The organism is Parapedobacter sp. GCM10030251, assembly GCF_042666505.1.
Classification (GTDB): domain Bacteria; phylum Bacteroidota; class Bacteroidia; order Sphingobacteriales; family Sphingobacteriaceae; genus Parapedobacter.
Window position 1 is genome coordinate 339,283 of record NZ_JBHTDN010000001.1, and the last position, 25,643, is coordinate 364,925.

The window sequence follows — 25,643 nt, forward strand, 5'->3', positions numbered from 1 at the left end:
CAGATTGATGGAAATAGTGACAGCAGGTACTTCTTTGAATTGCCTAAGCTGACGTAACGATACATCGCCCCATTCGGAGGCTTTTTATCGCGTGAATGACAATAACTTAAATTTAGTTGCATATGAAACAGCGTTTTACACTTCAAATCAAGCAGATGATCGTGCTGTGCGGTTTATCTGCGCTTGGTATGGCACTGAATCTTGCCATTGCCCAGCAACAAAGCCAGACTGTATCGGGGGTAGTCCGGTCAACTACGGATGCGACCCCTTTGGGAGGTGTAGGCGTTGCTGTAAAAGGTTCAGAAACCCAAGCCGCGACCGATGCCGATGGCAAGTATGTGATCCGCGTTACCGGCGACAATCCCGTGCTGGTATTTAAGTCGGTCGGTTATGAATCGCAGGAAATTTCGGTGAATAACCGGTCTGTAATCGATGTGTCGTTGGCACCGGTTGACGAACTGCTTAATGAGGTGGTCGTGACGGCTCTCGGCATTGAACGGGAAAAGAAATCACTGGGCTACAGCGTGGGTACGGTGGCGGGAGAGGACTTGGTGAGGGTTCCACAGACCAACGTGGTAAATTCGCTAGCCGGTCGGGTGCCGGGGGTAACCATTAACCAAACAGGCGGGCCTGGATCGACCGTCAGTATGATCATCCGCGGGCAAACGTCGTTAAGTACGGACAACCAACCCCTGTTCGTTGTGGATGGCATTCCGATGCAAAATACATTGAACAATGGCGCCGGTGGACAACGGGGGGACCGTAACGACGTGGATTATGGTAATGTAATTTCAGATATCAACCCGGAGAATATCGAGAGCATTTCAATATTGAAAGGCCCCAGTGCCGCGGCGCTGTACGGCTCGCGTGCAGGAAACGGTGTGGTATTGATCACGACCAAATCGGGTAGATCAGATCAGGGATTGGGAATTACGTTTTCGAGCAGCAACGTATTCGAAATGCCGTACCGCTATGTTGATTTCCATTATAAATATGCGAATGGAGACCGGCCCGATCATTACAATGAAGGCTCGGCGTATTGGGGCGGGTTGCCCTTAGATCAGGGATATACGGCACCTCACTTTATGAGTCCACTTGATGAGAACGGCAACAAAATTCCCATTGAACTGAAGTCTTATCCAGATAATGCCAAGAATTTTCTGGAGACGGGCGTGACCTCGGTAAATAACCTGTCGGTTTCAGGTTCCCGGGGTTTTGGTTCCTACCGGGTATCGTACGATATGATGCGGCACAATGGGATGATCCCCAATTCGGACCTGAAACGCGATGCGATCTCATCCGTCGCGGAATTTAATGTCGGTCAGACAATCAAGTTGCGGACAAACCTGAACTTCCTCCGGTCAAGCTCGCCCAACAGACCTGCTACGGGGCGGGGTGCGAATCCCTTGTTTGCGTTGTATAACTGGTCGGCGGTCGACGTACGGGATATGAAGCAAATCTGGCTGCCGGGACAGGAGCATATAGCGCAGCGGCGTCCAGGAACCGGGCAAGACAACCCCTATTTTCTGGCCTATGAATTGACCAACGCTTTTACCCGGGACCATGCGTATGGCAACGTTGAAGCCGAGTGGAAGCCGTTGGAAAACTTAACGTTACTAGGGCGCGTCGCACACGATATGTTCAACGAGAATCAGGAAACAAAGATACCTTGGAGCTACTCACGTGCCAGCAAGGGCGGATATTACCTGGATGACTTCGCAAACCAGGAAACGAACATGGAATTCCGTGCTTCATACCGGCTGTTTTCCGGCGATTTTGATATCAACCTAACGGCAGGGACTTCCGGAATGAGGCAGCATGGTAAAAGCCAGTATTTGGGTGGGACAGAACTGACGATACCCGGCCTGTACCGGATTGGAAACATACCCACAAGCAATAGGCAAACGACAAACCATACGTATGAAAAACGCATCTACAGTGTTTTTGGGTTAGCGTCCATTGGTTTCGATGATAAGCTTTACCTGGATATCACGGCACGGAACGATTGGTCCAGCACATTACCGGCGGATGATCGTTCATATTTCTACCCATCGGCGTCGTTAAGTTGGTTGGTAAACAACACGTTTACGTTGCCATCGGCCTTTTCGCTGTTCAAGCTTCGGGGCGGCGTGGCCCAAGTGGGCAATGATACTGGGCCCTATCAGCTGTACAACGCACTCGGGACCGGCAATTGGGGAGATTTAATTACCATCAACATTGATCAAAACCTACGGAATCCGATCTTGAAACCGGAGATAGCCACCTCCTACGAGGGAGGCCTCGATTTGTCGATGTTCGGGAACCGGCTGCGGTTCGAGGGGACCTATTTTTATGTGGAGAACAAAAACCAGATTCTGGACGTGAATGTCTCTCCGTCATCGGGATATGTGACAGCAAAGACCAACGCAGGCTTACTTTCGAGCCGTGGACTGGAGTTGATGTTGTCCGGAACGCCCATAGCAAATCGAAACGGATGGAATCTCGATGTAAGCCTGAACTGGTCGCGGACCCGCGCCAGGTTAGATCGGCTAGCCGGTGATCTAAAATATCATCAGTTTTGGTCTGACAACGGCGGAGGTGCATTTACGTGGGTAGGCGAGGACATCGGCAACCTGTACAGCCGGGGGTACATGCAGGTGACTGATCCCAATAGCCCCTATTACCGATGGCCCATTCTCGGCCAGTCCGACGGACAATGGATCGAGAATAATGGTGTCGAAAACATGGAAAAAGTAGGTAATTGGAATCCTGACTTTTTGATGGGTGGGCAAATCGCACTCCGTTACAAGCGTTTCTCTTTGGTTACCAGCTTCGACTGGAGAAAAGGTGGGCAATTCATGTCTTGGACATACCGCTACGGCGGATCCGATTGGAAGGACGCGAATCAGGAAAGAAAGTTGATACCGGGCAGCCTGTATGCGCCGGAGGAATTGGCGGCGATGCTGAAATCGGATCCTGAAAAATACATCATCCCCCAGAATGGGAACTTCCCACGGGTAGGCGGGCATACCGCCGAAACCGGCGGGTATCCTTTTGAGGGATTGAACGACGGCGGCTTTATACCGGGTGTTATCGACAACGGCGACGGTACCTACACAGAAGTCTTAGGTGGGCCAGGTACGCCAATCTTGAGTTCAATTACGGATATGTTTTCGTGGGGCTTCAATAAACAGGTTACCTTTGATGCAGACTTTCTTAAAATCAGGGAAATATCGCTGGGCTATTCGATACCTAATTTTTCGAAATTCCGGAATATGCATATCTCCGTATATACCCAGAACATCATGTTGTGGACGAAATCCAATATTGGCGTAGATCCGGAACGGGCATATCGGGTAGACGGATCCGGGTTCCGGCAGGGCATCGAGTGGAATAACATTTTGCCCTATACTTCACCCATCGGATTCAAAGTCAGTATAAGCCTTTAATCACTGCTAATCACACAAGGTCATGAAGGTAATGAAAACTTTATATAAACTAGCGATAGTAACTACATTGCTCGGTGTCACTGCATGCAGCGATAAGCTCACCGACGCGAATATCGATCCAAATGTTGTGGATCCGGCAACCGGAAATCCCAACATGATTATGCCAACCGTCCTGTCGGCCGCCGCTACGGATTACCTCCTTAAGGGATGGAACGAGCCGGCAGGGGTCGTACAGCATATCCAACATGATAGTTGGAATTCAGGGATAAACCATTACGACTGGAGCGCTCAGGACTGGACCAATTATTACGGTATGTTGCGCAACAATAACTATTTGTTGAAAAGTCCAAATGCCTATCCATTTCACCGCGGGGTAGCGCTTACGATGAAAGCATTCGTTTTTGGCATGATTACGGATCTGTGGGGCGATGCGCCCTATACCGATGCGTTGAAAGGAGATGAAGGGCTTTTTGAACCCGTTTTTGATACACAGGAAACCATTTATCGGGGGATTTTATCGGATTTATGGGCGGCGTCTGACATATTCGCTACTGGCGATAATTCCGGTTACCTTGCCGGTTACGATGTGTATTATGCAGGGGATCCCGCAAAATGGCAACGTTTTGCAAACAGTCTCATCCTCCGTTATGCGATGCGGATTTCTGAAAAGTTACCCGATGTCGCAAAGGACAACATTGAACGTGTGGCAGCCTCGGGGGTGTATATAAAGACCCCAGCGGATGATGCCGTCATTACCTATGTAGGTACGCAAACGAGCAACGCCTGGCCCATTGAGGCTCCTTGGACCGGAGACAGTCCCTTCAGTAATTTCCGTAGGCGGAAGCCCGGGCAAAAGCTGATCGATCAAATGTTGTCTACTCAAGACCCCCGGCTGGCGGTTTGGTGGAGCCCGGTTCAGGTGCAATGGGTGGCCGATCCATCGTTGGATAAGTACATGGACGACGCGATCTATCGGAATAACCAGCGACTCAGCGTGGTAACGTTGCCTGATGCGGAATTACAACAGGGAATTGCGGCCGGCGATAAATTCACAAGACGGTTTAATCCCAATCGAAAAGGTGCAAACGATCCTGAATTAAATGCCAATCTTTATGTGGGATTGCCGGCGGGTTTGGTGTCACCGGATAGCCATAATGGCAATCCGGATCCGGGGCAGGATAAACCGAATCAGCATGTATCCTTAATGTCGCATTTGTACCGGACTCATTCAGACCCCGATCTCATGAAGTCCCGGATTATATCATCCGCTGAAGTAAGTTTCATTCTTGCCGAGGCGGCCCTCAAGGGATGGTCGGTCAATGGAAGCGCAGAGTCCCACTACTTAGACGGTATTCGGAATTCACTGATTACCTGGAAGCAGGAAGATGCATATGGCGAGTTTGTAGCGAGAGACGGGATAGCATTTAACAGTGCCAACGCATTACAGCAAATTATCACCCAAAAATGGATAGCCAGTTGGACAGGTGCGGTCGAAGCTTGGATGGATTTCAGAAGAACCGGATGGCCGGACCTCAAAGCGGGACCTGCTTCGCCACAGCCTGTTTTGCCCTTGCGGTTTATTTATGGATCGGCAGAGCAACTGGCCAATCCGACCAATATAGAAGAGGCGATAACACGTCTGGAACAAAATCAATACAGTAATCAGCCGAATAGTCAATGGTCTAAACCTTGGGTGGTGCAAGGGACAGGCAAACCGTGGTAACGGTTTGCCTGTCAGCCCAAAAATATTGCGGGTATTCACAAAAGTTGGATTGCAAAATCCAACTTTTTGTTTACGAACGATCTTATTACCTTTATCCCGACAATTACCAATCAGTAAGATCCTTATTGTAAGATTATGAACCGACTATCGTTTATCCGTTCCGCCTTCGCCGTTTGCGGTGCTTTATTTTTGGCACTAACTTCATTCGCGCAATCCCGTCCACCGCACCCCATCCAGGTATTGGTATCACCCGATAAACCAGATTGGACCTACGCGCCCGGTGAGGAAGCAACTTTCACCATACGGATTTTGCGGCATCAGGTCCCGGTCGAAGACGTGGAGGTAATGTATACCGTCGGACCGGAGAAAATGAAGCCCGTTAGCCAAGGAACCCTGAAGTTAAAAGAAGGTATCGCAACGGTTAAAGGAAAACTGACCGATCCCGGTTTCTTACGGTGTGAAGCGCGGATTACCCTGGATGGTACCGATTACCGGGGGTTGGCGACAGCTGGCTATGCGCCGGAACGTATCCAGCCCACGCAGACCTTGCCGGACGACTTCTGGGCGTTTTGGAATAATGCCAAGGCCGAAGCAGCCAAGATTCCCTTAGATGCCAAGCTAACGTTACTCCCTGATCGCTGTACCGAAAAGGCCGATGTTTACCAGGTGAACATCCAGAACTATGAAACAGGGAGCCGCATCTACGGCATCCTGGCCAAGCCGAAAGCGCCGGGTAAATATCCCGCCGTGCTTCAAGTGCCGGGTGCCGGTATACGTCCGTATTATGGGATTGTCAACTTAGCTGAAAAAGGCATCATTACGCTCCAGATCGGCATTCATGGCGTTCCGGTAACTTACGAGACCGGCTTATACGACGATCTCCGTGCCGCGGCGTTGAAAAATTACCAGTTTTTCAACATGGACGATAGAGATCATTATTACTACAAACGGGTTTACCTGGGTTGCGTGCGCGCCGTTGATTACCTTTTCTCACTTCCTGAGTTCGATGGCAATACGCTGGCGGTGTGGGGAGGAAGCCAGGGCGGCGCCTTATCCATCATTACTGCGGCGTTGGACAGTCGGGTGAAGTTTCTGGTATCGCTGTATCCGGCGCTATGCGATGTGACGGGCTATCTGCACGGCCGTGCCGGTGGTTGGCCGCATATGTTCAACGAATTGAATGCGCCTTTTATGGCTAAGAAGGAAAAGATCGAAGTTTCCGGGTATTACGACGTGGTTAATTTCGCGAAGTCCGTGAAAGTACCTGGATTTTATACATGGGGATATAACGATGAAACGTGTCCACCTACATCGTATTACGCCGCTTATAACCAAATCAATGCGCCGAAGGAACTCTTTTTGATGCAGGAAACCGGGCATTGGACTTTCCCGGAACAGCAGACAAAAATAGAAGAATGGCTGTTAGCGCGGTTGGTAAAGTGATCCGAAGTTTCGACTCCGGAAAGCGGATAGGCCGACGTTGATCGGTTATTTGACACACCCGATAAAATTCCCCATCTTTGAGGGTATGCGAAAGAAGTTCAGTTACGGAGTATGCCTGGTGGTGGCATGCATCGCGTTGGCGGGAATCTGGTGGCCGCCGATTCTGTGGAGTTACGTAGTGGTCGGTCCGCTTATCCTCCTGGGCATATTGGACATGGTGCAAACCAAGCAGGCCATCCGAAGGAATTTTCCGTTGTTCGGCCGATTACGGTACCTGTTTGAGAGCATCCGTCCCGAGATTCAGCAGTATTTTGTGGAAAGCGATACGACCGGTCGCCCTTTCAGTAGGATGTTTCGAAGTGTGATCTACCAACGGTCGAAACGTGTGCTGGATACAACACCGTTCGGTACCCAATTGGACGTGTATGACAACAACTACGAGTGGCTGAGCCATAGCATCACCGCCATCGACTATTTCAAGATCAATGAGCATCCCCGGGTAACCGTCGGCGGTCCGCAATGTGCCCAACCTTACTCAAGCAGTGTCTTCAATATTTCGGCCATGAGTTATGGGTCGCTAAGCAAAAACGCGGTAATGGCGCTGAATGAAGGCGCCAAAATGGGGGGCTTCTATCACAACACCGGTGAAGGCGGGCTTACCGACTACCATCTGGAAGGTGGGGGGGATGTCGTATGGCAAATCGGGACCGGGTATTTCGGGTGTCGGCACCCCGACGGGAATTTTAACCCGGAGGCATTTGAACAAAAGGCGCAGCATCCGAATGTGAAGATGATTGAGATCAAGTTGTCGCAGGGTGCGAAGCCGGGCCACGGGGGCATCCTGCCAGCGGTAAAGGTGACGCCGGAAGTGGCGCGTATCCGTCTGGTACAGGTCGGGAAAGAGGTGGATTCGCCCCCTTTTCACCGTGCCTTTTCGACACCCATCGGGTTACTGAACTTTGTGAAGCTGCTGCGGGAGCTATCTGGTGGAAAGCCGGTGGGCTTTAAGTTATGCATCGGCCATCGTAGCGAGTTCGTAGCCATTTGCAAAGCCATGGTACAGACGGAAATATATCCCGATTTTGTGACGGTAGACGGCGGCGAAGGGGGGACGGGAGCTGCACCGCTGGAATTTTCCAACTCCGTGGGTATGCCACTGCGGGATGCATTGGCCTTTGTGTACGACTGTCTGACAGGTTTTGATCTCAAGCGCCACGTTAAGATCATCGCTTCCGGGAAAATTGCCACGGGCTTCGATTTAGTGAAACACTTCGCATTGGGTGCAGATATTTGCAACAGTGCGCGCGGCATGATGATGGCACTGGGGTGTATCCAAGCCTTGCAATGCCATGCCAACACCTGTCCGACAGGTGTGGCAACTCAAAACCCGGAACTGGTAAAGGGGCTGGTTGTGTCCGAAAAGCGGGTGCGGGTCGCGAACTTCCATCACGAAACGGTAAAAAGTGCGGGAGAGCTGATGGGAGCGGCAGGCATTGCGCATCCGGATGATATCCATCGGGTATATATCCATCGGCGGGTTTCGCCGAATAAGGTCGAAACCTATCTGGATTCATACCCATACATCCCCACAGGAAGCCTCTTGGCGAAACCCGTTCCCAAAGCATTCGAATTGTTGATGAAAATCAGTCGTGCCGACTCATTTAAACCGGATTTTTCGGGAATCGATTTTGTCGAATACGCATGGGCCAAAAAGCCCATGACGGGATAGCTCAATACCCAACTCCGGTTCGTCGGGGCTGCCGGATGACGGGCCACTGTTCGGGCTGGCCATTCCTTCCCATGGGCATGACACGTTTTTCACGGTTTACCAATTCGGCCTCCTCGCTGGCTTTGTAGGCAAGCGTGGCAATAAGAATCACGTTGTCGCGCAAATCGTCGAAAATCAGCTTATCGTAGGTGTCTAGATTGGTGTGCCAGGTAATCGTACCGTATCCCCATGAAAGCGAACTCATCATGAACGCCGGTATACCCGCTGCCGTGAATGACGCATGATCGGATCCGCCGCTGCTGGGCGAGCCGGGGAAATCGGTTTTGATGTCCGCTGTAACGTTGCTGGGAGCTGCAGCCAGCCACCGGCCCATGAAATCGTAGGCATGCAGAAATCCCGACCCGTTGATATTTGCCACGCGTCCCGTCCCGTTGTCTTGATTGAAAACGGCCTGCGTTTTTTCGACAATATCCGGATGGTCCAGCACAAAGGCCCGTGATCCATTCAATCCCTGTTCTTCGCTGCCCCAATGACCAATTAATATCGTCCGTTTCGGGTTGGGATACACTTTTTTCAGGATACGCGCGATTTCCATCATGGTAATTGTACCCGTGCCGTTGTCCGTGGCACCAGACCCGCCTTCCCACGAGTCGAAGTGGGCCGATAGGATCACGTATTCATCCGGTTTTTCGGTTCCCTTAATTTCAGCGATGGTATTGAAAGTGGGCACGGTGCCCAGGTCTTTCGATTCGGTTTCTACCCGAATGCGGGGCTTGTGTCCATTTTCTGCCAGCCGATAAAGGATTCCATAGTCTTCCAGAGAGATGTCAAGTGAAGGTACGGTGGTCGTGCGGGCGCCGAAAATCTTGTTCGAACCAAATTCGCGCGACCAATAGCATTGGAGAATTCCCGCAGCACCGGCTTCCTCCAGTATCCGGGGAAGTGAATTGCTGGAAACCCCCGTAGCCTCGATTTTCCGGTTCCAGGCTTCGGTGAGCGAATCCCGTTCTTTTTTCATCCGTTCTACCGACTCGGGCCTGCCGAACTCGTCCCAATTGTGATCGGGCCGGCCCGTGGGCTGGGGCATGGACACCAATACGTATTTTCCTTTGATGCTGGGGAGCCAAGCTTGGAAGGCCTGTGGGTCTTTTACATCGGGCAACGTGGCGACTTCGCCTTCTACGGCTTTTCCTCCGGTGGTTGGGCTCCAGGCCAATTGGGTGCCCGCCAACGTTTTTACACGGGGATGTATCATATCGATGTGAGAAATGCCGCGGTCCCATCCGCGCCATTCACCGAATTCTTCATACCTCGCCTCGATACCCCAATCCTTATATTTCGCCACGGCCCAATCGTGCGCATGTTTCATCTGGGGCGTGCCCACTAAGCGGGGGCCTACTACGTCCAATAATTCGTGAGCCAATTGTTTTAACTGCGAGTTGCTGTAAGCTTCTTGTACAATCTGCTGCACAATGGGATCCAGTTGCTGTTCCGGGGCCTGCCATTGCGCCTGTACAGGCGAAGGCAGAAAGCTGGCCGACAAAAAAATACTAACGGTTGCCACCGTTATGAAACGGCACGATTTAAATACATAGTTGGTGTGCTTCATATCGTTTTGTTTTTATTGGGGTAACTATTCCTCTACAAAGAAACAATTTATTTTTAATGAAACCTGCCATGTCAGCGCCTGACACAAAAGGCGATTCATTAATGCCGCTAAAAACGGATAATAGATTAATAATATTTTCGAGTGAAACCTGCGAAGGGAGAGCGAAGACTTTCCTAAAAGGCAGATTGCATATAATATCCATTTTAGCTATGTTTGCCGCTTAATTTATACCAGATGAACACGGTCTTATCTGAACAGGAACTGCAACGCAGGGATGCGCTGGCTAAATTGGAAGCGATGGGAATCGATCCCTATCCGGCCGAGGCATTCGAAATTAACGCTACTGCCAAAGATATTTTAACGAATTACGAGCGTGACAAGCTCAACTATAAAACCATTAGCATTGCCGGCAGGATGATGAGCCGCCGCGTAATGGGCAATGCTTCTTTCATCGAGTTGCAGGATGCAACCGGACGGATACAGGCGTATTTAAAACGTGATGATTTATGTCCGGATGAGGATAAAACGCTTTATAACACGGTTTTCAAAAAGTTACTTGATATCGGCGATTTTCTCGGTATTAAGGGATTTGTGTTTACCACCAATACAGGAGAAATCTCCATCCATGTTCAGGAGCTCACTTTGCTGGCCAAGTCGTTAAAGCCTTTGCCGGTGGTAAAATCTGCCGACGGAAAAACGTTTGACGCCGTTACGGATCCGGAATTCCGGTACCGCCAACGTTACGTAGACCTTGTGGTCAATCCGCAGGTACGTGACACGTTTATAAAGGTATCCAAGGTAAAGACCGCGATCCGGGATTTTTTGAACGAAAGGGGGGCATTGGAAGTAGATACGCCGGTATTACAGAGTATTCCGGGTGGGGCCGCTGCCCGACCGTTCACGACCCATCACAATGCGCTTGATATTCCGTTGTATCTCCGTATTGCCAACGAATTGTATCTGAAACGACTCATAGTAGGGGGGTACGATTGGGTATACGAATTCAGCCGCAATTTCCGCAACGAGGGAATGGACCGCACGCACAATCCGGAGTTTACCGTATTGGAGTTTTACGTTGCTTACAAGGACTATCTGTGGATGATGGACATTACCGAAAAGCTTTTTGAGCGCGTGGCTATGGCCACCAACGGGACGACTTCGTTGCAGGTAGGTGATCAGGTCATCAATTTTGCAGCTCCTTACCCGCGCGTAAGTATTTACGATGCAATCAAAGAGCATACGGGCTTTACCGTGGACGGGCTGGACGAAGCGGGTCTGCGCGATGTATGCCAGAAATTGGGTATACCTACCGACGAGAGCATGGGCAAGGGCAAATTGATTGATGAAATATTTGGCGAAGCCTGCGAACACCATTACATACAGCCTACGTTTATCATCGACTATCCGGTCGAAATGAGTCCGCTTACCAAAAAACACCGTAGTAAGGATGGTTTGGTAGAACGTTTTGAATTAATGATTAACGGCAAGGAACTGGCCAATGCTTATAGCGAGCTGAATGACCCCATCGATCAGCGGATCCGCTTTGAGGAGCAGCTTAAGCTAATGGAACGGGGGGACGATGAAGCGATGTTCATCGATCACGACTTTCTTCGGGCCCTGGAATACGGTATGCCTCCTACCGCCGGAATCGGAATTGGAATCGACCGGTTGGCAATGTTAATGACCAATCAGCAAAGTATACAAGATGTACTTTTCTTTCCGCAGATGCGTCCGGAAAAAGTGGTAAAGCAAGCGAGCACCGCCGATTACCAAGCGCAGGGAGTTCCGGAAGAATGGGTGCCCGTATTGCAGAAAATGGGGCTGACAACGGTGGAAGCGTTGAAAGCAGCTAATCCCAATAAAGTGTTCAATGACCTTGGCGGCTTGCGTAAGAAAATGAAGCTGGAAATTCCCATGCCGACGAAAGAAGAAGTGCTGAAGTGGTTTGAATAGTTTCAACTCTTCGCATTCAACGCCACAGCATATAATTTCATCTGCTTAACCATCGATAAAAGGCCGTTGGCGCGTGTGGGCGAGAGGTGCTCTTTCAATCCGATTTGGTCAATGAAATAGAGCTCGCTGCTGGCAATTTCCTCGGGTGTATGCTCAGACAATACCTTAATCATCAGCCCTACCAGACCTTTGGTGATGATGGCATCACTATCGGCAGTAAAGACCACCTTGCCGTTTTGATAATCTGCGTGAAGCCATACTTTCGACTGGCATCCTTTAATGAGGTATTCATCTTTTTTATACCGGTCGTCAATCAGTGGTAAATCTTTTCCTAATTGGATGAGGTATTCGTATTTGGCCATCCAATCTTCAAAGAAGGCAAAATCATCGATTAATTCGTCCTGTGTTTCGTTTATGGTCACCTGATATTGATTTTTGGATCACGATATTAGACTTCCCGTTACCGCCGTGCTTGGACTGCCGCGTACAGATTTCTCACTCCGGGCGTATGGGCGTCCACGTTACAACAACATTGCGGCGGCTCTCTGCACACCAGCCACCAAGGTGTCGATATCTTCTTTGGTATTGTACAAGGCAATGGAAGCTCTGACCGTTCCGGGGATGCAAAAGCGATCCATGAGTGGTTGCGTACAATGATGCCCGGTACGGACCGCGATGCCGAGTTTGTCAAGGATGACGCCTACATCGTATGGATGGGCACCATCCAGCAAAAAGGAGATCACACTTGACTTCTCCCGGGCCGTACCTACCACCCGCAGGCTAGGGATGGTGAGGAGCTGCTGCGTTGCGTATTCAAGGAGATCATGTTCATACGCGGCAATGTTGTCCAATCCCAAGGCGGAGATGTAATCAATGGCATGTGCCAGGCAGATGCCCGCCTCGATATTGGGCGTACCCGCTTCGAACTTAAACGGCAAATCGTTGTACGTGGTTTGGGCAAAGGCCACCTCCTTAATCATTTCGCCCCCACTTTGGTAGGGAGGCATGGCGTTTAGCCACTTTTCCTTCCCATAGAGTACGCCAATTCCGGTTGGACCATACATCTTATGGCCAGAAAACGCCAGGAAATCCACATCCAATGCCTGCACGTCGATCGATAGGTGTTGAATGGCCTGTGCGGCATCCAACAACACCGACGCGCCGGCGTCATGTGCCAAGGCGATAATTTCCTTGACCGGATTGATCGTTCCGAGTGCATTCGACACGTAGGTAATGGCGACCATCTTGGTGCGTTCGTTTAATAGAGAACGGTATGCGTCCATATCCAATTCTCCAGCATCATTGATGGGGACCACATGCAGGACAGCCCCGCGCTCTTCACAAAGAATCTGCCAGGGCACAATGTTGGAATGATGCTCCATGGCAGAGATGATAATTTCGTCTCCTGTTTTGACAAAGGCTTTGCCGTAACAACTTGCCACTAGATTGATGCTTTCCGTAGTTCCCTTGGTGAGGATGATTTCATGCTCATGCGCTGCCTTGATAAACGGGCGTAGTTTCCGGCGTGTTGCTTCAAAAGCATCCGTAGCTATTTGACTCAAGTGATGCACACCGCGGTGTACATTGCTATTCAATTGCGTATAATAGTTGACGATTGCGTCTATCACCTGCTTGGGCTTCTGGGTGGTAGCTCCGTTGTCGAGATATACCAAAGGTTTTCCATTGACGGTACGGGTGAGGATCGGAAAATCTTCCCGGACCTTATCAACGTCAAACTGTTCCAATACTGCTGTCCGTTCCATAGAATACAAAGGTACAAGTATTTTGCGAGGTTTTGCATATCGCCGAGTTAACAGTAATTTTACATAACGAAGCCGTGACAAGGCTGACTTAACGGCATATTTTCCAGATGGCGGTCTGATATTTGTGCGTTCCCCCCCAGATACTAAAATAACAGTTGTTAATGAAATACCTATTTTATGCGGTGCTGCCGTTTCTTTGCATTCAATTAGCCTGGGCTCAGCAATATCACCTCAAAGGGCGGATATACGCCGCCACCGACAGCATCCCTTTTCCAAATGCGACCGTTTCCCTGTTAGCCAAATCGGATTCGTCGGCTATCGGGGAAACCGTAAGCCATGCGGATGGTACGTTTGAATTTAAAGAAGTCAGCAAAGGAAATTACTTTTTGCGTGTACAATACCTGGGATACGAAAACACCGACCAGCTGGTAAAGGTAACCGGCGATACCAACGTAGGTGCGCTATACCTTCGTGAAGGTGCCCGGGTACTGGATGAGATAACCGTTCTGGGGCACCCGCCGGTGGGGAAACAGCGGGGCGATACCATTCAATTCAATGCGGCTGCTTTCCAGACCATGAAAGACGCTACGGCACAAAACCTGATTGAAAAAATGCCGGGAATGATTAGTGAAGGCGGAAGCCTGCAAGCCCAGGGCGAAAATGTTGCACAAATTTTAGTAGACGGTAAGCCTTTTTTTGGCACCGATGTTAAAGCCGCGTTGCAAAATTTGCCAGCGGAGATTATTCAGCGCGTCGAAGTATTTGATAAGCTCAGCGATAAAGCCGAAATAAGTGGATTTGACGATGGAGAACGCCTGAAAACGATCAACATCGTTACCAAGCCCAACAGCCGGCGCGGGTTATTCGGAAAATCTTCGGCCGGATCGGGCACCGACAGCCGCTATCTGGTAGGAGCAAGTGTCAATGCGTTCAACGAGCATCGGAGGCTTACGGTGACCGGATTGACGAACAACATCAATGCGGTCGATTATTCGGCCGATCCCAACAGTCAGGGAGAAGTAAATCCGCAAAACGGTATCATCAGGACCAATCGTATCGGATTGAATTATACCGACTCATGGGGAGAAAAAATGGAAATCAATGCCAGTTATCTTTTCAATCATCGCAAGAACTTTGGTGAGGCTTCGCTTTTCCGTGAGTACGTACTCCCAGATGACGATGGACAACGCTATACCGAGTCGAGTACCAATACCCGCCGAAACATGGAACACCGATTTAATATGCGTTTCGAGTACCAGATCGATAGTAACAACCGCATCCTCTTTCTGCCCGATTTCTCGGCGGAATCGGATAAAGAAGATAGCTTTTTTTCGGGAAACACGTTGGCAGATTCCGGACCGATCAACCAGACGGAAAACCGGCGGCAGGCGGACAATTCGGATGTTGATTTTAACGGTCGGCTTTATTACAGTCATCGCTTTGCCAAACCGGGACGAAGCTTGAGCCTGGGACTGGAAACCGGTAATCATCGAAATGATGATGATGCCGATCGACAAGCGGAGAATAGATTCTTCGATCCCGCTGAACGGACGGAAATCATTAGCCAACAGATCTTGCGAAAGCGCAAAGGATTCGATTGGGAGGCTAGCGCCGGCTATACCGAGCCGGTTGGCAAAAAAGGGATGGTTGAACTCGAATATGAAGTCAGTAACCGGTACAACGATTCCGACCAACTGACTTACGATACAGACGAGATGGGAACACGGTTGCGTCTCGATACAATACTCAGTAATACATTTAACAGCAAGTATCTTACGCAGGAGGCGGAGATCGGTTATCAATACAAAGCCGAAAAACTCCGGGCGCAGGTCGAAGCGGAGTTTCAACTTGCCCGGTTGGCAAATGACCAGGAATTTCCGGCGACCTTCGCATTGCAACGGACATTCCGGAGCGTGCTGCCCTCGGTGCGGGTGGATTACAAGTTTACCGACTCAAAAAATCTGGAATTTGATTACGATGCACGTACGAATGCTCCGGGAATCGGCGATTTGCAAGCGGTTATCGACAATTCCAATCCCTTGCATTTACGCACCGGAAATCCAGATCTTGACCAATCGTACAGCAATCGCTTCAGCTTGCGGTACCGAAGCTACAACTCCGAAACAGAGCGGAGTTTTTTCGCAATGGTACGATCGTCGGTAACCTCCAACAACGTGGTTACCCACACAACCATAGCCGAAGAGCCGGTCGAGCTGGCTGATGGGATTGTGCTGGAACGGGGATCGCAACTGAGCCGTCCCATCAACCTGGATGGGTATTGGGATCTCCTATCTTTCTTTCATTACGGACTACCTGTTCAGTTTCTGCCGTCCAATTTTAATCTTCATGGGGGTGTTCGCTTAGACCATCGCCCCGGAATGATCAACAATGAAATCAATACCGTTAATAATGCCCGATTTTTTTGTGGTGTATCGCTAAGCAGTAATATCAGCGACCGCATTGACTTCAACCTCTGGACCCGCGCTGCCTACAATACGGTCGAAAATTCATTACGTCCGACACTGAATACGAATTTTTTCAACCAATCCACTCACCTGAACTACAATTGGATTCTTTGGCAGAATTTGGTATACCGGCTAGACCTGAATCATCAATTCAATACAGGACTCTCCGAGGGATATGACAATAGTATTTTCTTGGTTAATATGGCAGTTGGCAAGAAATTCCTTCGAAATGAGCGCGCGGAAGTAAGCCTGAATGTTTATGACTTATTTGGGCAGAATAACAATATTAGACGGGACATAACCGAAACCTATATCCAGGATTCGCAATCGAATGTATTGCAGCGGTATTTTATGTTAAGTCTTACGTATAACATCCGCTACTTTGCCAAAGGAACTACCCAGGAAGACTATGAAAAGCTCTATAATAACTGATTATCGGCGAAGTAGAAAAATTTGTAGGAAGCGCTCATTTTCGTTACCTGTGTAGCGGTTATAAGCCAGCATGCGTCCATCGGGCGACCAGTTAGGCGCCCCTATGGGCTTTTCTGCTTCGTCGAAGCGCTGCGTGATCCGATAAGTGGTGCCCTGCGTGATTTCCGTAATGAATACGCTATTATCGGCGGGATAAGCAATCCAGTTTCCCGAAGGATCAATGTTGAACGGACCTTGTACGGGAAATTTGTTGTGCGTAATGGCGCGGGGGGTACCACCATTTGGAGAAACACCGAAAAGCTGTATAATTCCTCTTTGATCTTTAGCTAGATAGCAGATCAATCCTCCATCGGGTGTAGTACGAAGCCAGTGGCGGGGTCCTTCAACCCCACGGACCGAATAGGTAACGCGGCGTTGGACGATGCCTTTCGGTACTCCGGGACGTGAGCCAGCCGTTCCTTCCAACGGTTGCCCGTTAACCTCCGTAGGGACCTCGTCGGGCAGGTCAACCACAAAGATTTCCGTAACGGTTTCCCCTTCGGTATTTCTTACGTTACCTTGAAAAGCAATGGCCTTCTGTTGGTGGGTTCCATCGGACTTCTGGTACCCGCTTTTTCCGATCCAGCACTCGTCAAAAGCTTTGTCGATGGCATCGCTTCCGGGTTCAGGGTTTTCGGTAACATCGGTCACCACGACCGAAAAGCAGATACCGCTGTTGTTCTCCAAGCTTCCGTCGAACGGAACTTTCACGGTGCCGGGCACCATAATTCCCACCGTGCGAAGGTCCCGGACACCGGATGCTGTTTTCGCCAGCTGCTCCATGACGTAGTCGTTGTAAGTAAAACTGATCCATTGGCCATCGCCGCTCCAAGAATGGGCATGCGTGCCGCCCCGCAATGCACCCCGTGTAAACGGCGGAGTAATATCACGGGCGTCCATGAAGACGGGGTGCCCTGGCCGGTCGATGTCGACGGCAACTCCGGTGCGCCGTGTGATACCGTATGGACGGTTTATATCCGCATTGCGTATGCCGTGAATGAATAAAACCCGGTCGTCGACGGGTGAAAAAGTAGCCGCTCCGACCCCCGGGCCGTAGGCAGTTTGGCTTTCTGTACGATACAGCGTCCGGACTTCGCCGGTTCGCACGTTTACCATCTCAATGGTGCCGGTACTTCCGATTTGGGTATCATCGTTCCGCGTATCGTATACAATCCACTGACCGTTTCTGGAAAATACCTGTGTGTTGTGCAAGGTGTGGCCCTGCGACGACCGGGTAAGCTGAATTTCATGGAACTTCATAAACGACTTTTCTTTACGATGACATGCGCCCACTACGGTCAGCAGGAAAAACATGCCTAACAGACGATATGCCATTTGCAATGCCATCGCAGCAAAAATACACATCCACAGGATATACATTACTATAGCATCTTACTACAGGCTTGTAGGATGTTGACCTACCATCGCATTTTTAGCTAACGACGTGTAGCGTTTTAATTCGCACATACGTTTAGCGAATAAACGTGATATAAAGCTTGTATGGTTAATTTTTCGTAGGATTGGCTACATAACGGGAATAGGGCGTATATTTGCAGGGGTGAGTCCAAAAAGCTGATTAATAGTAGTGTAGCCGCATAGTGAGTTTCAACATCCGACACTTAAAGGGGAAATATGCGTTGTCATTGGAGAACGCGGTAAAGGAGTGTGCGCAGATTGGAAATGAGCGGAGCAAGGAGTTTATTTATAAAGCCTGTTACGGTTATGTACGCGCGATTGCTATGCGATATGTCAAAAATGAATACGATGCGGAGGAGCTTACCAACGAAAGTTTCATCCGGGCGTTTAACAAAATAGGGACATTCAATAGCGGAGAATCGGGTGATCGTTTTGAAAAATCGTTTCGCGCGTGGCTGGCGAGGATTGCAGTAAATATTTCCATTGATTTCTTGCGTGCTCAAAAACAGGTGTTGGCGTTGGATGAGGTTAGTGAGTCGGAGATCGAACATCAAACCGTACCGGTAGCAGACGATTTGCACGTGGAAGATATCATGCGGTTGTTGTTGCAATTGCCGGAAATCCAGCGAACGATCTTTAACTTATATGAGGTCGAGGGGTATTCTCATGAAGAAGTCTCGGAGCTATTGGCGATCCCCGAAAGTACATCCCGAACGTATTTGACGCGGGCGAAGAAAAAATTAAGGGAACTTTACCTGGCTTCAACGAATATCACGGCAAGATTTTAATAGGTATGGTGGCATGAACGAAAGTGAAAAAAATAAGGAACTAATTCAGCGGATTGCAGAGACCTTGCGCAATCATGCCGAGCCTTATAGGGAAGGGGCGTGGGAACGTTTCGCTGCGACGCAGGGCATACGGCGAAAGCGTGTCGTATGGTGGCCGTACGGAAGCGCTGCAGCGATACTGTTGGCGGCAGCGGCTTGGTTTTTGCTTAACCCAACCCCCGATGTACCCACCCTGGCAGACCTGGGTACGCAAAAAGAGCAGCCTACGCTTTCCAAACCGGCAGAACCGGAACAAATAACGGATGCTGAATTTCCCGACACCGTCCAACAACTTCCTAAACGGGTCCCAGACCTAGCGAAGCGGAATGCCGCTGTCTCTACTGTTGTTGCGGAGATTGCTACCCCTGATAACGTTGCGCCGGTCGAACAACTTGCTGCAGTACCTGCGGAAGGGGCGGTCAGTAACGAGTCGGCGGCAAGCGTCGAAACAGAAAATGAACTTCCCAGTCACCCGTCTGAACGTTTGGCGGTTACAGACCGGCAGGAACCCCGCGCAGTAGCCGTTGAACCACTTTCCAGAAATGAGGAGTACGCAGCAACGGTAAACCGGACTGACGACCAAGCAGTACGAAAGTGGAACCTCGGGGTAGCGGTTACACCCTCGATGACCAGCGAAAAATTAAATGTGGGTGGCGGAATAGCCATTGCCTATCAATTGTCTGATAAATTTTCCGTGGGATCCGGGGTGTCGATCGGGCGGCTTGGTATGGCTGAAAATCCGGATTATAGACCATCATACGAAGAGCAATATTACCACGCTCCTTCGGTTGGAGATATCCAGGGACTGGCGAAAGACCGTCAGCAATATAAGCGAGACGTCTCCTTGACAAGCAACGTGATTGCCTTGGATATCCCGTTAGATCTTCGTTATGAAGTTTTCAATGGTTTTTATACGTCGGTAGGCGTTTCTTACGTAGCGGTACTCAGCGAGCAGCGGACCGAGCATTTTATCGGCGGCCTCAACGAAAACACATTTGGGTCGGACAATGTCGCAGGTAAGGATTTGGCAGCTTCCACAACCGTTGGTTATATGTCGGAAAAAATGGACGTTCAGCCGCTCAGGGGCAAGGGATATACAGGCTTCATGAATTTTTCTGTCGGCCGGAAAATGCCCCTGTCCAAACATGTTTTCTTTTCTATAGAACCCTATTTTAAACTTCCCATCGGGCGGCTCTCAAAAGAGGAAATGGATTTTACGAACGGCGGGATTCGCATTATTACCGGATTTTAGCCAACCTTATCTTTAACTATCCAGGCGCCGCATTGGGCAGTTCCTCGTTTCATTGCAGAGGCCGCAGCGGGCAGAGAAGCAGGCTGCCCAACCATTAAAATCAACCAGGCGAAAATTCTGTCGAGCGCCACTTGATTACTCAACAAAAGTATTATATTTGAGTGCCTAAACATCTGCCTATTGAAGTTTTTTTTGGTTATCAGAGCAGTCAGCGTAATACACTGACCCTGTATAGGTATGAAGTATTGAATAAAATAAGATAAATGGGACGTAGCGTAGTGCGTTTTTGTTTAGTTTTCCTTTCGGCGATTTCTCTGGGGAGGAGTGTTGCTGCTTTTCAACCACCCGCTTCCCTCTCGGAAGCCGATACGGCGATTATCAATGACTGGTACCACTATGCCTTTCAGTCGTTGCATGAAAACCTCAAAAAGTCAGACGACCTCATCAACAAAGCCTGGAAGACATCTATCGACATCGCTTACGACCAGGGCATTGCAGACGGGTATTACTATACGGGGTGTGTGTATGAGCGAAAGGGTGAGCTGAACATTGCCAAACGCTATTTTGAAAGAGCAGTTTCGCTCTATGTACAGGGTAATTTTTTTAATAATCTACCAGATACGTATCGACGTTTGGGCGCTATTTATATGGGTGAAAATAGACATTACACAGCGTTTGAACATTTTTTGAAGGGATTGCATGTAGCCGAAGAGAATGGGAAATCCTTAAACCAAGTTGAATTGGCCATCGAACTGGCTAATTATCATAATACCATTTCAAAAGATTATAAGGAGGCCATTGCGATGTTGGAAGGTGCTGAGCGCTTGGCAACCCGAAAAAGCTATCCTACGGTTTTGGGGCCTCTTTATTTGCAATATAGCGTTGCATATGCAAAACAGCGGGATCACGAAGCTGCTTTACGGTATTGCGACCTTGCGAAGCGGCAATTCAGCAACTTTTCGGGGCCTGCGGCGAAATGGCAACTGAAAACACTGCTTGTGGAAGGAGAGATCTGCAGTAAAATACACGACGAAATCCGGCTGGCTGCGATACTCGAGCAAGTTGGACCCATGGTCAATTCGGTTAATGACTTACAGCTGAAAACCACTTACGAACTGTTACTGGCGGTCGAACTGTATTTTCAGGGAGATTACGAAGGTGTGCTGAAAGCCTGTATGGAACTCGAAAGCCGGCTAACCGATAGAAAGTCGCAGGACGAAGAACGCCATCGCGTACGGCTGTTGCAAACAAAGGCACTATACGCTTTGGGCGATGTCAACCGCGCAGATATGCTTTTGGATGACTATGAATATGCCAAGGACAGCCTCTATGCCGCTCAATACATCGGGCAAGGAAGGGAAATGAGCGAAAACTACAAATTGGAAAAGTTTGAGCGGCAGATCAAGGAGCAGGAATTGAGGTTGTCCAATACCAACTACCAACGGTACGGCCTGATTGTAGGAATTGTCGTCCTGCTTACCATTTTGGCGATTCTATATTTCCACTTCCGGGAAAAAGATCGGTTGGCTCACCGCGTTGCGCTTCAGAATTCGGAGATATCCGTTCAAAACGAAATATTGAAACAGGCAAATAAGCAGAATGAGTTGTTGTTACGCGAAATCCACCATCGGGTAAAGAACAATTTGCAGATCATTAATAGCTTGCTTAATCTGCAATCCAGAAAAACTGCCAGCCCGGAAGTGGTTGCGATGATGCAGGAAAGCAGTAGCCGGATCAATTCCATAGCCCTTATCCACACGAAACTCTATCAACAGCAGAGCCTCAACCGGTTGGACATACAGGACTACATCGAGCAGTTGGGGGTACATCTGTTAAGTGTCTATAACGTTGGGAAAAAAAATGTGCGTTTCTGTGTAGAGGCCAACGAGGTTTCCCTGGATATAGATACGGCGATTCCGTTGGGATTAATATTGACCGAACTAATGACAAATTCGCTGAAATATGCCTTTGTAGGCCGGAGTTCCGGTGAGATCGGTATTCTGGTGAAGCAGGAAGGACCAAAGGAATATGAACTGATTTTTAAAGATGATGGCGTAGGAATACCGGAAAGCAAATTGAAACAGACCGATGAAACTTTAGGGTTCCGGCTGATTCATTCGTTGACAAAGCAACTTGGGGGAAGTATCCAGTACACATTTGGCGAATTTTCCATTTACAAAATCCGTTTCAAAGGATAGGCGTAACTTCTCAAAGATTGGTTTGGTCATTATTTCTTTACAAAGGGTTAACCTGAATCTCTTATTTTTGGTATTTGTAACAGCCTATATATTAGGAAAAATTTGAACCCTTTAAAGATAAAGATGAAACGTAGAGATTTTTTCAGGAACACGGCCCTGGTGGCTGCGGGCTCTGCCGTGATTTCTCCTTTGCGATCCGGTGCGACTCCCGGATCCCCGCGGCTATTCGACCGGGAGGCAAAAAAAACGGCAAAAAATATCATCTTCATGGTTAGCGATGGCATGAGCACAGGTACGTTGAGTATGGCTAACATGCTTAGTGAGCGGCGGGACGGGAAGTTGTGCACATGGATGAATTTATATAAGGAGGGAAATGCCGTACGGGGGTTGATGGACACGGCATCGGCGAACAGCCTGGTGACCGATTCAGCAGCTGCGAGTTCTTCGTGGGGAGGCGGAGTACGGGTGAATAACGGGACGTTAAATGTCACGCCTGACGGTGCCCGGCCTACACCCATTTTGCAGAAATTTAAAGCTGCGGGAAAGTCCGTCGGATGCGTGACGACCGTGCCGATTACGCATGCTACACCAGCCGGATTCTGCGTCAACAGTGACAGCCGTGGCGATCAGGCCGAGATTGCACTGATGTACCATGATCTGCGTTTTGACGTGATGATGGGAGGTGGAACGGATTTTTTCAGTGCCGATATGCGTAAAGACAAGCAGGACGTCTTTGGTAAATTTGCCACGAGCGGTTTTACCGTTGTTAAAACACGGGATGAAATGCTTGCTGCCGGCGTTTCTAAAAAGCCGCTTCTCGGGGTGTTCCATGCCGATGGCTTGCCGTATGCATTAGACCGGGAGCATGATGAAGCGCTGAAAACTGGTACGCCCTCGTTGACGGAAATGGTAGCTACCGCCATCGGTTGCTTGAAGCAGAACCCTAAAGGATTTGTTCTGCAAATTGAAGCCGGAAAGGTGGATTGGGGTGCTCATGCCAATGATATCGGGGCGTTGATCTACGATCAATTGGAATTTGACAAAGCACTGGCAACGGTGATTGATTTTGCCGAAAAGGACGGTGAAACCTTGGTAATCGTGACGACCGACCACGGCAATGCGAATCCCGGACTGTTTGGCGCAACCGCCAATTTTGAACGAATTATGGGTTTCAAGCACACCAATGAGTGGGTGTTGCAAGGAATCGACAGGGACTTTAACGCGAATCAGGTGCGGGAGCGCATTGAATATGCGCACGGATACGCAATCAATGCGGATGAGGCCGTGCGGTTACTTAGTCATTATGTGACCGATCGGGGAGAAGATGGATTGTATAATCCCTATAAATTACCATTTGCCGATTTTGCCGAAATACAGCGGAAATATACATCGATCGGTTGGGCGGGAACCGGACATTCCGGTGATCACGTGGAAGTTGCAGCCTACGGCGCCGGAGCTGACCTGCTCACGCCATTTGTGCGTAACACCGACCTTCACTACCTGATGCTGAAAGCGGCTAATGTCAAAAACACTCAGATCTGATCGATACGAACCCAATCCATACCGGCGGCAATGGCGCTCTGTACTCCGGGATTGCCATCTTCAAAAACTAGGCAGTCTTGGGGCGCAACGCCCAGTTGTTGTGCGGCACGTAGAAACGGATCGGCATAGGGTTTTCCGCGGTCGGTTTCACCGGCGCAAACCAGGGTTTCAATGGTGTTGATCAGCCCGATGGCGGTAAGTGTTTGCGTAACGGTATTCCGGCTGCCACCGGATACTACGCCAATGCGAACTTTGCCCACGTGGTTCTTCAGGTGTTGCACCACAAAATCCACGGGTTGGGTTTTCGATACATAGTGCGTCAGGAATATCGACGATTTTGTTGCAGCAAATTCATGGGGTGGTACCTGAGTGCCATACCGCTTGTTGATTTCCTCCGCTATGAGCACCGTTGGCCAGCCTGCCAGCTCATCAACGATCGCCGTATCCAAATCAATACCGTATTGGGCGGCGGCGTGACGGTATGCAGCCCGGTGCATGGGCATATTGTCTGCCAGCGTTCCGTCACAATCATATAAATACGCCAGGTAATTTTTCTGTTGGCTCACCTGGGTGAGAATTTCAAGTTTTTTGGGTGCTACGATCTCGGTGGTCATTTACTGGATTTCCTTCGTTTTTTTTCTTTGATAATTAATGAGAGTTCGCGTCCGGTCTGCCCGGCGACGGACGTGTTTTCCTGGGCTCTTCGGAATAAATAGGGCATCACGGCCTTAACCGGTCCGTAAGGCATATATTTTGCAACTTGATAGCCTGCTTCCGCAAGGTTAAAGCTGAGGTTGTCGCTCATGCCCAGAAGCTGCGCGAAATGGATGTGCGGATGGTTATGCGATAATTGCCGTTTGTCGATCTCTTCGGCTAACAGCCTGCAGCTGGTCTCGTTATGGGTGCCAGCCATAAACCCGATTCGGTCCATATGATCTAAACAGAAGCGTAGGGCGGAATTGTAGTCGCGGTCCGTTGCTTCTTTATCGGGTTGGATAGGTGAGGCATATCCCAGTTCCGCGGCTCTTCCTCGTTCAATTTCCATATACGCTCCGCGTACCAGTTTAGCTCCCAAGAAGAATCCATCAGCCTCTGCGAGGTAGTAATCCGCTTGGAGAGACGCCAGTTTATCGACCCGGTAAAGTTGGTAGGTGTTATATACGATAGGCGAGGTACGGTTATACAAACGCATCATATCGCGGGCAATGTCGTCGATCGCTTGCTGTATCCACGAGTGTTCCGCATCGATCAATACGCGGATGTTGCCGTCATGGCAGGCCTTGCATATACGGTCAATGCGATGTTTGACGCGATTGTATTCCGTTGTTTCCTGTTCGTTAAGGGAAAGGTCGGCATTTACTTTTTCGAACAATGCAAAACGTCCCAACCCCGAGGGCTTAAATACGGAAAACGATATATTAGGATTGCGTTGCGCATATTCGATCGTACGCAATATTTCGTCGCATGTTTCGTCAAAGGCTGCCTCGTTATCTTCGCCTTCAACTGAATAGTCGAGAATGGTTTCTACGCGTTGATTCGCTAGTCGATCGATGGCGGGGAGGCAGCCCTCAATGGTTTCTCCGCCACAGAAATGATCGAAAATGGTGTTGCGAATCAGGCCGGTAATGGGCAAACCGATATTCAGCGCAAAGTTGGTAATGGGCGGACCCACCTTGGTCAGAAAGTTACTGCTAATAATTTTGAATAGCCAGTAAGCTTTGTCCAGGTCTCGATTGCTTTTACTCCTGAACGCAATTTTAGTATTTTCAAACGAGAGTGAACCTCGTTGCTCCGTTTGTTGGGACATGGATGTGTGCAATTTGG

The 25,643-nt window shown here is 49.5% G+C and carries 16 protein-coding genes; 10 read left to right on the top strand and 6 right to left on the bottom strand.

All coding sequences use genetic code 11. The annotated features are described in order from the left end of the window. The first annotated feature begins 122 nt into the window (after nt 1–122). The 4 genes from ACFQRK_RS01600 (at nt 123) to ACFQRK_RS01615 (ending at nt 8,323) form a co-directional block, all read left to right on the top strand. Nucleotides 123–3,428, top strand: coding sequence for a SusC/RagA family TonB-linked outer membrane protein (locus tag ACFQRK_RS01600; RefSeq protein WP_379002950.1), 3,306 nt, complete (start codon nt 123–125; stop codon nt 3,426–3,428). A 22-nt stretch (nt 3,429–3,450) separates the two neighbouring features. Next, nucleotides 3,451–5,151: a SusD/RagB family nutrient-binding outer membrane lipoprotein gene (locus tag ACFQRK_RS01605; RefSeq protein WP_379002951.1), complete on the top strand. Its 1,701-nt coding sequence runs from the start codon at nt 3,451–3,453 to the stop codon at nt 5,149–5,151. 135 nt (nt 5,152–5,286) lie between these two features. Next, a complete protein-coding gene (locus tag ACFQRK_RS01610) occupies nt 5,287–6,594 on the top strand; it encodes an acetylxylan esterase (protein ID WP_379002953.1) in 1,308 nt (435 codons plus the stop codon). Nucleotides 6,595–6,679: 85 nt separating this feature from the next. Then, nucleotides 6,680–8,323 (top strand): FMN-binding glutamate synthase family protein, encoded by a 1,644-nt coding sequence (locus ACFQRK_RS01615; RefSeq protein ID WP_379002955.1) that lies wholly within the window; start codon nt 6,680–6,682, stop codon nt 8,321–8,323. 1 nt (nt 8,324) lies between these two features. Here ACFQRK_RS01615 and ACFQRK_RS01620 read toward each other — a convergent pair whose 3' ends face one another. Further along, nucleotides 8,325–9,932, bottom strand: coding sequence for a M20/M25/M40 family metallo-hydrolase (locus ACFQRK_RS01620; protein WP_379002957.1), 1,608 nt, complete (start codon nt 9,930–9,932; stop codon nt 8,325–8,327). Between the two features lie 234 nt (nt 9,933–10,166). On the opposite strand from ACFQRK_RS01620, the gene lysS reads away from it, so the two are divergent. Next, nucleotides 10,167–11,885, top strand: a complete 1,719-nt coding sequence (lysS, locus tag ACFQRK_RS01625) for a lysine--tRNA ligase (RefSeq protein ID WP_379002959.1) — start codon at nt 10,167–10,169, stop codon at nt 11,883–11,885. Nucleotides 11,886–11,887: 2 nt separating this feature from the next. Here the strand turns inward: lysS and ACFQRK_RS01630 are convergent, their stop codons facing one another. Next, the gene (locus ACFQRK_RS01630) at nt 11,888–12,307 is read right to left on the bottom strand and encodes a SufE family protein (protein ID WP_379002961.1); all 420 of its coding nucleotides are present in this window, start codon (nt 12,305–12,307) and stop codon (nt 11,888–11,890) included. 99 nt (nt 12,308–12,406) lie between these two features. Beyond that, nucleotides 12,407–13,648, bottom strand: coding sequence for a SufS family cysteine desulfurase (locus ACFQRK_RS01635; protein ID WP_379002962.1), 1,242 nt, complete (start codon nt 13,646–13,648; stop codon nt 12,407–12,409). 161 nt (nt 13,649–13,809) lie between these two features. Here ACFQRK_RS01635 and ACFQRK_RS01640 point away from each other — a divergent pair, with 161 nt between their 5' ends. Beyond that, nucleotides 13,810–16,545 (top strand): outer membrane beta-barrel protein, encoded by a 2,736-nt coding sequence (locus ACFQRK_RS01640; protein ID WP_379002964.1) that lies wholly within the window; start codon nt 13,810–13,812, stop codon nt 16,543–16,545. Here ACFQRK_RS01640 and ACFQRK_RS01645 read toward each other — a convergent pair whose 3' ends face one another. Next, on the bottom strand, nt 16,546–17,964 hold the full coding sequence (locus tag ACFQRK_RS01645) for a DUF3748 domain-containing protein (RefSeq protein ID WP_379002967.1): 1,419 nt from the start codon (nt 17,962–17,964) through the stop codon (nt 16,546–16,548). A gap of 218 nt (nt 17,965–18,182) precedes the next feature. On the opposite strand from ACFQRK_RS01645, the gene ACFQRK_RS01650 reads away from it, so the two are divergent. From ACFQRK_RS01650 to ACFQRK_RS01665, 4 genes are all read left to right on the top strand, one after another. Continuing rightward, the gene (locus ACFQRK_RS01650; protein ID WP_379002969.1) at nt 18,183–18,788 is read left to right on the top strand and encodes an RNA polymerase sigma factor; all 606 of its coding nucleotides are present in this window, start codon (nt 18,183–18,185) and stop codon (nt 18,786–18,788) included. Between the two features lie 13 nt (nt 18,789–18,801). Further along, nucleotides 18,802–20,079: a hypothetical protein gene (locus tag ACFQRK_RS01655; RefSeq protein ID WP_379002971.1), complete on the top strand. Its 1,278-nt coding sequence runs from the start codon at nt 18,802–18,804 to the stop codon at nt 20,077–20,079. Between the two features lie 263 nt (nt 20,080–20,342). Next, nucleotides 20,343–22,277 (top strand): histidine kinase dimerization/phosphoacceptor domain -containing protein, encoded by a 1,935-nt coding sequence (locus tag ACFQRK_RS01660; RefSeq protein WP_379002973.1) that lies wholly within the window; start codon nt 20,343–20,345, stop codon nt 22,275–22,277. Nucleotides 22,278–22,400: 123 nt separating this feature from the next. Continuing rightward, a complete protein-coding gene (locus tag ACFQRK_RS01665; protein ID WP_379002974.1) occupies nt 22,401–23,819 on the top strand; it encodes an alkaline phosphatase in 1,419 nt (472 codons plus the stop codon). Here the strand turns inward: ACFQRK_RS01665 and ACFQRK_RS01670 are convergent. Together ACFQRK_RS01670 and ACFQRK_RS01675 are read right to left on the bottom strand one after the other, a co-directional pair. Beyond that, nucleotides 23,810–24,433: an HAD family hydrolase gene (locus ACFQRK_RS01670; RefSeq protein ID WP_379002977.1), complete on the bottom strand. Its 624-nt coding sequence runs from the start codon at nt 24,431–24,433 to the stop codon at nt 23,810–23,812. The genes ACFQRK_RS01665 and ACFQRK_RS01670 overlap by 10 nt on opposite strands. Next, complete coding sequence (locus tag ACFQRK_RS01675) at nt 24,430–25,626, bottom strand: proline dehydrogenase family protein (RefSeq protein WP_379002979.1); 1,197 nt, start codon at nt 25,624–25,626, stop codon at nt 24,430–24,432. The genes ACFQRK_RS01670 and ACFQRK_RS01675 overlap by 4 nt, the downstream gene beginning before the upstream one ends. Nucleotides 25,627–25,643 lie beyond the last annotated feature (17 nt).